Source organism: Leptothoe sp. LEGE 181152, assembly GCF_032906605.1.
Classification (GTDB): domain Bacteria; phylum Cyanobacteriota; class Cyanobacteriia; order Phormidesmidales; family Phormidesmidaceae; genus Leptothoe; species Leptothoe turfae.
In genome coordinates this window covers 25412-37206 of record NZ_JASATU010000049.1, presented here as the reverse complement: position 1 = coordinate 37206, position 11795 = coordinate 25412, and the positions used below count along the sequence as shown (strand labels likewise).

Below are 11795 nucleotides of genomic sequence, written 5' to 3'. Positions count from 1 at the left end.
CAATGGCGGTGTGGTCCCACTCCGACCCATCCCGAACTCGGTTGTGAAACGCACCTGCGGTGAAGATAGTGAGGGGGTTGCCCCTTGTGAAAATAGCTCGGTGCCAGGGTCCTAATCTACAAAGCGCGTCTTGTTCTATGCAAGACGCGCTTTTTGCTTTTTTTAAAACTTGATGCAAATATCTTATAAATGATCTTACAGTTAGGATTTCAGGAACAACTTAAAGGGGATATGAAGATCCTGGAAAACTTATGTATAACTTGGCGCACATAGCTGTGTGAGATCGCACACTTAAACCACCAAGCTAAACCCTAGTGTAGGGAGCATGAAAACCAATGGGATACTTTGAAAAAATAGCAAACCAATATTTTGAAGAAGATCTCGAAGGCAATAAACTTTTCTATCGTCAAGGTATTTGGTTTTTAATCGAGAGCCGTTATTATATTGTTCCAGATGAAAATAAGGAACTAGAACTTCGACGGTTTCTAATTCTTTATCATCAAGTCTTAGCGATCGTTGTTTCCATTGCTTTGATTTTCTTCTGTATTTTTACGGACATAGATGACAATCTTCTCTTATTTTTTCCTGGTGTATTTATACTTTGTTTTCCGTTTCAAATCTGGCATTACCTTTCAACGGTCAGACTGATCAAGAATCTAGCTGTATCTAGTAAACAAAAAACACTCAAAGAGAAGCTTGGAAAACTGCCTGGACCACGCTATCTCAGTATAGCCCTCGGATGTTGGAGTGTATTTCTAGGGTTTTCAGCAGTCCTAACTGACATTAGTCAATGGGATTTCGGCGTAATGTTGATTCTTATGGGTGTTTATTTACTAGCTTATACTGGCTATCAGGTTAAGCTAAACGAAATATCTAATCCCAATAGGTCTAGTAATTTGAGGCAGTTATGGGTAGGAATGTTATTCTCATTTGCAGGATTTATATCTAGTATTATATTCGTTGTTTATCGACCCCATGCATGGCCAATGGGCCTAAGCCTGATTATCTCTTGTGGCTCTCTTTGTCTTTTTATTGGATATTGGATACAGATCAAAAACAGAACACATCGTTTTTATTTAAAGTGCTTATTAGCTTTGGGTGGTGCTCTGTCTCTAATTTATCCTTTCTCAGTTATTAACATCCCTTTCCTAGAGGGGAGAGGAGTCTTAAAATATGTTGGCCTTTATCCTAAACAACAGAATTGTGAATCTGGTAAGGCCCTTGGAAGGTATTTAAGCCGAGGTGGTTCCTTGAAGACTCAGGTGAGTACGAAAAATATTCATAAACAGCTTTATTTTCAAAACGTAGGTGTTCAACCAAAAGAGATTGCAACTAGGTCTATATTGGAGTGTGCACTCCAATATGGAGATCGTGAGGCAGCAGTGATTCTGCTCTCTCAGGGTATTGATCTTCATGCCCGAGCTACCATCGGTGGAAATTTTCAAGCAACCTGGCTCCATTTTGCCGTGGCTAGGAATGACATAGAGGTCATAGAAACTTTAATAGCTGAGGGAGTGGATATCAATACAGCCTCCGATAACTATGGCTCCTCACCCCTACAATGGGCCGTAATATTTGGCAGTGGTCGAGCCACCGCTGAACGTTTGATCAACCACGATAGCCAGATAGATCCAGGTATATTGAGCCATATCACCTATAGAACTAATCCTGAAGTTGTCGATTTTTTAGTTGACGAGGGTGCAGACATAAATTTTCGAGATCAATCAGGACTGACACCGCTCCATCGGGTAGCCAAATCTCATAACATTGAGCTATCAGAACGCTTACTCGCCCATGGTGCTAATGCCAATGCTAAAACCTCTCAAGGCTCTACTAAAGGCTCCACTCCGTTACATTTAGCCCTGAGCAGCTTTGAAATCAGAAAACCTTTATCGAAATCGCAACGCCGCCAGGTTGCCCAACGTCGGGCACAAGACTTTGCAAAATTCTTAGCAGTTTTCCTGGAGTATGGTGCTGATATTAATGCTCAAAAAGATAATGGAGCCACACTTGTACATACAGCTACTGCCTACACCAGCACAGATCGACTCCAGCAAATTTTGGACCATGGAGCTGACCCCAATATACCCAGGCATAGTGACACCTCCGAATTTGTGACTCCTTTGCAGCAGGCATTAGTAGGGACGTTATGGGAAAAAGCAGAGGTACTGATTAATGCAGGGGCAGATGTTAATATCCCAACTACAAGTGGTGACACCCCGCTAACAGTATTCAGAGCAAATCGCAATGCAAATCCATATCACCAAGCTCCATCATTTCACAGATTTTTTCGCAGAATGCGCTCAACCCAAAGAGTAGAAAACCTCCTATTAGAAAATGGAGCAAAGTAGCTGTCAAATAGAAGAAGATTAGATTGCCCCTACTGGTCTATTAGCCTTCTTCAACAAGTGCTCCACTACGGCAGGCAGTATTACCAGATCATAGGATAAAGCTAATGTCGAATTTGTATCAAAGCCTTTCATAGTTGAGGATAGCTTGCAAAGTACTCTGTCATGTTTTATCGAAATATTGTGAGCAAGTGACCTTTCTTCGAGAGTTAAGTAGGTGTGCAAAACCTCTTACAAAAGACTTTGACTGAATGGCCTGAATTTACGTAGCTATATAAATTGATCTAGCGGGACTGAGCAATAGTTTTTGATGATTCGAAATGGGCGCTAATTTATTTGTAGTAGGTTATAGCGAGAGCGGGGCGCTCTATTGACAGAGGTTGACGCTCTTTTTTGGCATAGTAGCCATAGGTAGACGTGAAAATTCTTTGCCGTTGGATATTACTTGGGGTGATTGAGCTCCTGGTGTGTCTTTTCTTGATAGCGACGATCGCACCTCAATTTCTAAACTCCAACTATCCTTTCTTGGGAGTATTGATCTGGTTAGTTGTGTTGGGTTTACTAAGTCTATCGGTGGGCGCTGTAATTATGCGCTGGATAGATGCCCGTATAGCTCGTCGGTTGTTTGTTCACCACTTTCCGGAGTATTACCAGTTAACTTGGATAGATTTTATCGGCACGACATCGCTTAACGTTCGTCAAGACATTGAGACATTTTCAATACTGAGTGTTGAACCTGATGCCTACCGTTTCCAGCTCTCCGCTTCGGATTTACTTAGGCAATATCAAAAATGAGATTCAAAACGTTTCTGAAATTAGTTGCTTCCTTAGGGGTGTTGGGAGCAGTGACATCAAGCTGTGGAGTTGTTCCAGGCACTAGTATAAGTACGGTAGAACCCGGCTATGCAGGTCTAAAGATTCGCCTCTATGGTGGTGACAAAGGTATTGAAAATGCCCGTTTAGTCAATGGCCGTGTTTGGTATAACGGCTATACGGAAAATGTGGTGGTATTTCCCACATTTATCAATACTTATCCATTTACACGGGATGCTACAGAGGGGTCTCCCAATGATGAATCGGTGATTTTTTCTGTAGGGGGTAGTCCTGTCTCAGCGGATGTAGGCGTGTCCTTTGGGTTTACAACTGAACAAGTTACTGAAGGGGCTCCTAAAACAAAGCTTCATGAGTTTTATGAAACCTATCGTAAGACTCCCAATGAGTTTCGTGCTAGTGAGTTACGTAATGGGTTGCGTAACTGTTTTGGCAAGTCTGCTGAAGACTTGCAGTTGACGCCCTCAATGCTGCCAACGAACCAGCAAAAGCTTGTAGATGCCGTACGTACCTGTACTCAAGAGCGTTTCCCATTTATTGTTGTACAGGATGTTTCTTTGTTGGGACCATTACGTTTACCTGAGGAGATTCAGGCCAGTATTGATGAACAGTTTGCAGCTCAGCAAGCGGCTCAAACGGCTGAGTTTAATCGTCGTAAGGTAGAGGCTGAAGCGGAGGCCAATGTGGCTCGTGCAAAGGGTGAATCCCAGGTACTTATTGAGGAGGCAAAAGCGGAGGCGGAAGCGAATCGTTTACGGGCTGGTTCAGTCACCCCCCAGCTATTGGAATTAGAGCGCCTACGTAACGAGCGGGCCCGTGTGCAGAAGTGGAATGGCCAGCAGGCCCCTGTGGTTCAGACTCCCAATGTGCAGCTAGGGGCTGCGCCCGCAGCTGACGGTCAATAACCTGTGTGAACAGAGATATTTTCAACCGAGATTGCCTACCGACGACACTGATAAATGGAGCATCAACTTTAGCCAGGAAATTTTAGCGAGGTGGAGAATCGGGCGTCAGGATCTGGCACCACACTGGCTCCCGATTCCTGATGCCTGACCACTTTTGCTAGGGAGATCAGTTGAGTTTTACGCCAATGGGCATCTGCTTTGCGATTGGTGCGAAATTCTAGGACCTGTAAGGGTGGATAGTTGTTAATGGCAAGATTTTTGATGTATTGAATCAGCTGTTCCCAAGTATTGATAAGCGTGTGCTGAACGCCATAGGCACAACACAGGTTTGCGATATCAACTGTTTGGGGGGCGGCGAAGTACTGCTCAAAGGGAGGTTCAAAATCGGCAATGGGGAGCATTTCAAAGATGCCTCCGCCTTGATTATTAATCAGGATAACGGTGAGCGATCCGTTTATGTGGCGAGCGTTTAACAGGCCGTTAGTGTCGTGGAGAAAGGCGAGATCGCCAGTGAGTAAGAGACTATTTTGGTTGTTATGGGCAATACCCATGGCAGTGGATAGGGTACCGTCGATGCCATTTGCCCCGCGGCTAAAGTAGGGTTGAATATGGCGATCGTTGGGTTGCCAAAAGGATTCCATATCGCGGATAGGCATGCTATTGGCGATGATCAGGGGTGTCCCTTCTGGCAGATACTGGGATAGTATCCAGGAGATTTTTCCTTCAAAGGGCGTTTGAATTGTTTGGAGTGTTTGAGAGATATGTTGTTCGAGGGTGCGATCGCAATTAATCCATGTTTGACAATATTGGTTAGTTTGGCTGTCACACTTTTCAGCGTACTTCGCCGTAGCAATTAATTCTCCTAAACACTCTACTGAAATTTCCAGCCGTTGGGTTCTACCGTGAAGAGGATCCACATTTAGGGCATAAGGCGATACCTGATAAGTGTAAGGCTGTTGTTGCCGTAGCCATTGACGTAACACTTTACTGGTTGGCAAGGGGCCTAGCTGGATAACTTTTTCAGGGATTAGCTTCTCCCCATGATGGCGCAACAAAGTATCATAAGTACTAACCAGGTAAGGATTTAGGGATTGGTAGTTACGCAGGGGAGAAAGACTCTCTGCAAGCACTGGCCAACCGAGTGTCTGAGATAACTGAGCAACGGCACGGCAGTAGGCTTCAGGATTTTGTGGCAGTGCTGGTCCAGCAACAATGATGCCCCGATTGTTGTTAACCCAACTGTCTAACAATGTTTTGGGAAGAACATTGGTCGTAACCTGTCCCAGGATAGGAGGTGAAACAGCTTCAAAAAAGCTGTTTTCCTCAATATTGAGGTCTAGGGCTTCACTTAAGGGGGCAAGGGGATTTTGAAAGGGACAGTTGAGCTGGATTGGACCTGGAATAGGGCATAACACCTTCACCCACGTTTGAACTATGGTTTGCCGAGCATAGTTCAGGAGACCGATGTTGGGGATAGCCATTTCGGTATAGCTATTAACAAAATCACCAAATAATTTTTGCTGATCAATAGTTTGCCCTGATGCACAGGCACGCATTTCTGGAGGGCGATCGGCAGTCAACAGGATTAAAGGAACATGACTTTCTTTGGCTTCAATTACGGCAGGATAAAAGTTCGCGCTGGCTGTTCCTGATGTACATACGAGGGCCACAGGTTGGTGCGATCTCTTAGCATGGCCCAGGGCAAAGAAGGATGCCGAACGCTCGTCTAGAATTGGCAGAGTTTCGATTTTAGGATGGCGAACCAATGCGACGGTCAGTGGTGTAGAGCGAGAGCCTGGACAAATAATCGCGGTGGTTAACCCAAGTCGACTAAGGGTTTCTACAATGACCGATGCCCACAGGGTGTTTGTATTACGATAGTCTAATGTATTCACACCAAAGCCCCTAGCAGTGCTTGTAATTTAAGCTTAACTTCGGCTAGTTCACTACGCGGACTTGACTGTGAAACAATTCCAGCTCCTGCAAATAGTCTTGCCTGGCGACCTTGAATTAAAGCAGAACGAATACCCACAACAAATTCACTGTTGCCTTTTGCATCAATCCAGCCAATGGGAGATGCATAAAGCCCTCGATCAAAGGATTCTGTTGTCTTGAGTAGTTGACTGGCACTAGGTCTAGGTAACCCGGCTACAGCAGGAGTAGGATGTAGTGTTTTAACTAAAGTTAGGGGTTTAATATTATGGGGGAGAGATGCCTGGATGGGAGTGTGTAAATGTTGAATGTTGGCTAAGCGGAGTATTTCTGGAGAGACTGCAAACTGAGGATTCAGGCCTAATTTGATTAGTTGCTCTATAATAAATTCGACAACAACCTGATGTTCATAACGCTCCTTCGGGTTGTTGAGCAATTGTTCAGCGATGAGCTGATCACTGTTAAGAGTGTCTCCTCGAGGTGCAGAACCTGCTAGGGCATCAGTTGTCAGCTGTTTACCGTTCACTGATGTCGTGATACTCAATAATCTTTCTGGGCTGGCACCTATAAAAACGGGCCCTTCGCCGTTGCTGAATGAAAAGATGCAGCAATCACTATAGGCTATACCTAAGGTTTTCAGAGAGGCTGGGATATTAAAAGGACTGGCTGATAATACATCTAAAGCATCAGCAAGGACTACTTTGTGGAGCGTAGATCGTTTCAGGGCAGGGAGTACACTGCCCACCATCTGTTCGAAGTTGCCTACATCTCTGATCACCTTTGGGGTTTGTAAGGTCCTAGAGGACGTTGTGAAGGTTGTATGGGAAGTCTTTTCTGCTGCTGTTTCAATTGCCTGGATCTGTTGTCTAATGTCATCAACTACACGAGTGATATTGACAGCATCGTCGATGAGATAGTTTAAGCTGGCGGTTGTTTGTCCATTACGCTGAAGAATTTGTATCTGTGGAACGAATACCTGAGCTGGATCAAAGAGACCATGGGCTTGCTCAAAAAAGGTAAATCCACAAAGGAAATAGGGTTGAATAATCGGCCCACTCTGGTTTGATGAAAGAATGCGACGTTTCCAGACGTCTACAAACTGTTGCATACGCTCAAACCGATCAGGCCCAGCAGCTTGCTGAGCAACAGTTATGCCTAATCCTAGAAGGGTATATTGAGGGGTGGAGTAGTAAAAATGTATTGGGTATGTTTTTTCTAGCTGTTGTAGAACTAGCCACGGTTCAATGGAGCTAATGGGAACTGTAAAGTTAGCTAGCTTCGCATGCTGACTATAGGTTGCTTGTCGCTGGCAATCTGACAAGAAGCCATAAATTTCTTTACACCTTTTGAATAGATCAGACTGATACGGCGCAACGGTCATAAATTAATATTGAACAGTGTAATTTTAAGGGAATGAAATATTTCTACAGGTAACATATTTTTAGGCGCATGGGCTAGCTTGCCAATTGACATGTAAAGAGTCATGAATCCTTGTGAGGAATACTAGCCAAGCATTGAATTTAGTGCTTCTACCCTAAGGGGAAACCTTTGTAGGCTTAGGTCTCTGGAAAACTTTGCGTTTCAATAGATTGCTTGTTGCTATGCATATCTCCAAAGGAGAGGCTGCACCAATAGCAGTTTGCTGCGCACATAGTTATAAGCAATAGCAAAACGTGCTACGTACATGAAGATAGGGATGCAGCTCAATAATCAATGACTCTCGTTTCTAGGCAATGGGAATTTCATCTTTTGGTCGGCCAAGAGATGCTGGAAGAGAGTTGAGATGTTAAAGCATACTCCTTTTCTTAGAAAAGTGCTTAGCAGGTAAGAAAATCAGAGCTTTGGTAAGAGTCTCGACTGATCCTTAAGACTCTCGGTGTTAGCTTCTAATGCAAGATTAGTAATGGTTGCCGGATTTGCGATGGTGAACAGCCGTCTTAGCATTGTTGTCGAGGACCTGGCCGCTATCAATTGTGGCATAGACAACCCAGTGGTCTCCACAGTCCATACGATGTTTGACGGTACATTCTAGATACGCGATCGCATCTTTGAGAATGTAAGCGCCATTATCGGCAACTTCAATATCAATACCCTCAAAGCGGTTTTCACCGGGGGTGAAGGACTTGAGAAATTGTTTCATGGGACCTAGATGCTTGCCTTCACCCAAGATATTGAGCACAAAAGGATTGCCTGGATAGATCAATGTTTCGATGGCGCGCTCCTTGGCGACAGCAACGGTGAAACCAGGCGGTGTAAATGTCGCTTGGGCGACCCATGAAGCCAGCATGGCGCTGGCAACTTCACTTTGTTTAGCCGTCATGACACATAGGGAGCCGACTAACCTACCAACGGCCTTTTCAACGTTGCTGGCGGGGGTACGGGGTGCTTTTGCACGTTTTGCTTTTTTCAAAGCTTGGGCAAAGTCGGTACCCGCTTCTTCGCAATACTTGAGGGTGACTTCGTCCGGTTTAAATTTGACACGGATGGGATCAAAGCCAAAACTATAGCCGCCATCCCGTAATTTACTTTCGAGGAGGTCGATGGCTTCGCCACTCCAGCCGTAGGAGCCAAATACACCGGCTAGTTTATTTTTAGAGGCCGTGGAGAGCAGCAAACCCAGTGCTGTTTGAATTTGGGTCGGTGCATGACCACCGAGGGTGGGAGAACCAATGATAAACCCGGCACAGGTTTCGGCTGCGGTTTTGATGTCACTTTGGGGAGCCTGTTCAGCATTGATAGATTCAACTGCGACACCCGCCTTAGTGATGCCTCGGGCAATGGCTTGACCAATGGTGGCAGTGTTACCGTAGGCCGACGCATAAATTAAAGCAACACTAAGGGTTTGTTGCTTTTGCTGGGCACACCATTGTTGATACTGGTGGGTGAGTTCATGGATGCCATACTTCACCATGGGGCCATGACCAGCTCCATAAAGGTGGGCTGGAAACTCACTAAGCTTTTCCAGGGCGGTGGCAACCTGTTTAGCGTTAGGGGCCATCACTGTATCAAAGTAGTAACGACGATCGTTTAACAAATCTTCCCAGCGGAGATCGTAGGCGTCATCATTACAAATATGGGCGCTAAAAAATTTATCGGTATAAAGGGTGCAACTGGCAGGATCGTAGGTAGTCAGTCCGTCAGGCCAACGGGGGGTGGGCACTGGCATAAATTGCAGCTTATGGTCCTGACCGAGATCGAGAACCTCGTCGGCATTCTTGATAACAAATAAAGGGTTTTGTAAGGACAGCTCCGCTGCTTTGATGGCGATCGCACCTGGATTAGAACAAACAATTGTTACCTGGGGGGCTTCATTAACCAGGTGCTGTAAGGTTTCCAATCGGTTGGGATTAATGTGACCCAGGATAATGTAATCAAGTTGGTCGAGGGCAACGTGCGATCGCAACGCGTCTAAAAAGATAGTGGTAAATGAGCCCCCCGGAGGATCGATTAATGCGATTTGATCAGCATTAATCAAATAAGAGTTAGCCGTTGTTCCCTTTTCGAGTGCATACTCAATTTCAAAACGCAGTCGATTCCAACTGCGGGAGCGCAGGGCCAGTGTATTCGTTGCGATGGGCAATACCTGAACATCTCTCTGCTTGGTCTCGGTCATAGTACGCCTCGCTATCCCCAGTGATGAGTCTGAAGGACTAATCAACTCATCAGTAAATGATTCTTAATCTATCTTAAAGGTATCTACCACTCACCACTATTGATTCCTTTAATAGCAATCTGCCTTAAGTTACATGATAGTTATCATCTGCCCCTATAGAGCGACTCCATGAAGCGATCTCAAGCCATTAATCATCCTGAGTTGGGGCAGCAGCGTTTCTGGTACTGGCGAGGATGGCGTATTCGCTACACCTACATTCGCCCTAATGAACTGGAGGCCCAACAGCGGACGCCGATGCTATTGGTTCACGGCTTTGGGGCCAATTTGGAACAGTGGCGCTCCAATTTACAGCTATGGGGGCAACAGCGACCGATATACGCCCTGGACCTTCTGGGATTTGGTCATTCCCAGAAGGCGGCAGCGGTTTTAGGGGCCGAGGTGTGGCAGGAGCAAGTCTACGATTTTTGGCAAATGCTCATGGGGCAACCCGTAATTTTGATGGGACATTCCCTGGGAGCTTTGGTGGCTCTGACGGCAGCTGCTCGGCATCCAGACATGGTAGAGAGGCTGATTTTGCTCACACTACCGCTGGCCCGTCAGGAACTCGTATCTGGGTGGGCAGACCGTCTATCACGGGGCGTGGAGGGGATATTTTCAACGCCATTACTATTGCGTCCTTTATTTGCACTAGTGCGTCAGCCTTATTTTATTCGCTGGGTGCTCACTAACATTTATCAGCAGCCTGAGCGAGTAGATGATGAACTTGTGGAGATATTTACGCGACCTACCTTGGAACGCGGTGCAGCCCGTACACTTTGTTACTTAGTGAAATCTCGCACTAAAGCAGAGTTTAGTGATGTTACCGCTGATTTAATTCAGCAGGTAGCTGCTCCAATTCTCCTGCTATGGGGTTCGAAGGATAATATCTTACCGACGGCGTGGGCGAAGCAAATCCTGGCGGCAAATCCAGACATCAGCTATCGAGCCATTGATGATGTCGGCCACTGCTTGTATGACGAGGTGCCTGAAGTCCTTGATAGGACCATCCAGGCCTGGTTCAATCATTTGGCGGATGTGGAGGCTAATTAAAGCGGGAACGCAGGCCCCGTGCTCGGTCGGTTTTTCATATGCTGACGTTGGCGTAGTCGACGAATAGCGGCTGCTCGGCGTTGAATTGGCGATTTATTTTGATCCAACTCGATGACGTTTTCTTTGTTGGATACTTCTTGTGTCTTGGGTACGCGATTGAGGCAGAGTTCTAAATTGCTGTAGTGGGCATCTAATTGGAGGGCACGCTGCACTTCATCAATGCGTTTGAATCGCTCTGATAAGTCAGTGGTCAGCATTTTAGCCAGTAATCGTTCAAAGGATGTACTGATGTTGACAGAGCGCTGCCAGCTGATTTCTTGGGTATTGGGATCGATGTCAAATTCTAAAGGTGATTTACCTGTCAGTAGATATAAACAAGTAACACCTAGGGCATAAATATCGCTGCTATAGGTGGGACGTAGTGCCAATTGCTCAGGTGGAGCAAACCCCATGGTGCCCACAAAATGTGTCGTAGGACTCGCGGCATGGTCCCCAGGGTCATCATCATAATGAAGACATTCACGTACGGCCCCAAAGTCTAGCAGTACCAAACGATTGTCATCTCTACTGCGAATGATATTAGGGGGTTTGATATCCCGATGGATCACTCGATTTCGATGGATGTAGCGGATTGCTGGCAGCACTTCGATGAGGAACTGCTTAACGGCAGGTTCCTTTTGAGCACCGTTTTTGCGAACTTCGCGACTCAGGGTATCTCCATGCACATACTCTTGTACTAGAAAAAACTCCCCCTTAAAGGTGAAGTAATCCAGCAGCATTGGTAATTGAGAATGGCTGCCTAACCGTCCGAGAATTCTAGCCTCACGGCGAAATCGTTGCTTAGCTCGCTCTAGGGCAATGGGATGGCTGACTTTTGGAAATAGCTGTTTGATCACACAGAGTGGTGAACCTGGCAGCATGCGATCGCGCGCTAGATGGGTGACCCCAAAACCACCGCGCCCCAAAATGCGCACAACCTCATAACGCTCCCGAAAAAGCTGACCTGAATCACACAGCTTTTTACTAAGGCGAGGATCTTGACGACCTGGGGAATTGGATTCAGACATGAGCGAAATG

General features: G+C 45.9%; 8 protein-coding genes and 1 rRNA gene. 5 read left to right on the top strand and 4 right to left on the bottom strand.

All coding sequences use genetic code 11. The features are described from left to right. The 4 genes from rrf to QGP82_RS24910 all read left to right on the top strand — a co-directional run. Nucleotides 1-109: ribosomal RNA gene (gene rrf, locus QGP82_RS24925) — 5S ribosomal RNA — on the top strand; the annotation flags it as partial. 226 nt (nucleotides 110-335) lie between these two features. Next, nucleotides 336-2351, top strand: coding sequence for an ankyrin repeat domain-containing protein (locus QGP82_RS24920; RefSeq protein ID WP_499061347.1), 2016 nt, complete (start codon nucleotides 336-338; stop codon nucleotides 2349-2351). Nucleotides 2352-2765: 414 nt separating this feature from the next. Then, nucleotides 2766-3143 carry a hypothetical protein gene (locus QGP82_RS24915; RefSeq protein WP_499061346.1) on the top strand — a complete coding sequence of 126 codons (378 nt, stop codon included), beginning with the start codon at nucleotides 2766-2768 and terminating at the stop codon, nucleotides 3141-3143. Continuing rightward, complete coding sequence (locus QGP82_RS24910; protein WP_163659097.1) at nucleotides 3140-4084, top strand: SPFH domain-containing protein; 945 nt, start codon at nucleotides 3140-3142, stop codon at nucleotides 4082-4084. The genes QGP82_RS24915 and QGP82_RS24910 overlap by 4 nt, the downstream gene beginning before the upstream one ends. 68 nt (nucleotides 4085-4152) lie before the next feature. Here the strand turns inward: QGP82_RS24910 and menD are convergent, their stop codons facing one another. The 3 genes from menD to QGP82_RS24895 all read right to left on the bottom strand — a co-directional run bounded on the left by menD (nucleotide 4153) and on the right by QGP82_RS24895 (nucleotide 9629). Then, complete coding sequence (menD, locus tag QGP82_RS24905) at nucleotides 4153-5979, bottom strand: 2-succinyl-5-enolpyruvyl-6-hydroxy-3-cyclohexene-1-carboxylic-acid synthase (RefSeq protein WP_499061345.1); 1827 nt, start codon at nucleotides 5977-5979, stop codon at nucleotides 4153-4155. Then, nucleotides 5976-7397: an isochorismate synthase gene (locus tag QGP82_RS24900; RefSeq protein WP_499061344.1), complete on the bottom strand. Its 1422-nt coding sequence runs from the start codon at nucleotides 7395-7397 to the stop codon at nucleotides 5976-5978. The genes menD and QGP82_RS24900 overlap by 4 nt, the downstream gene beginning before the upstream one ends. A gap of 516 nt (nucleotides 7398-7913) precedes the next feature. Then, the gene (locus QGP82_RS24895) at nucleotides 7914-9629 is read right to left on the bottom strand and encodes a diflavin flavoprotein (protein ID WP_163659094.1); all 1716 of its coding nucleotides are present in this window, start codon (nucleotides 9627-9629) and stop codon (nucleotides 7914-7916) included. Nucleotides 9630-9797: 168 nt separating this feature from the next. Here QGP82_RS24895 and QGP82_RS24890 point away from each other — a divergent pair, with 168 nt between their 5' ends. Continuing rightward, the gene (locus tag QGP82_RS24890) at nucleotides 9798-10718 is read left to right on the top strand and encodes an alpha/beta fold hydrolase (RefSeq protein ID WP_499061343.1); all 921 of its coding nucleotides are present in this window, start codon (nucleotides 9798-9800) and stop codon (nucleotides 10716-10718) included. Here QGP82_RS24890 and QGP82_RS24885 read toward each other — a convergent pair. Further along, on the bottom strand, nucleotides 10715-11785 hold the full coding sequence (locus QGP82_RS24885) for a serine/threonine-protein kinase (protein ID WP_163659092.1): 1071 nt from the start codon (nucleotides 11783-11785) through the stop codon (nucleotides 10715-10717). The genes QGP82_RS24890 and QGP82_RS24885 overlap by 4 nt on opposite strands. Between the last annotated feature and the right edge of the window lie 10 nt (nucleotides 11786-11795).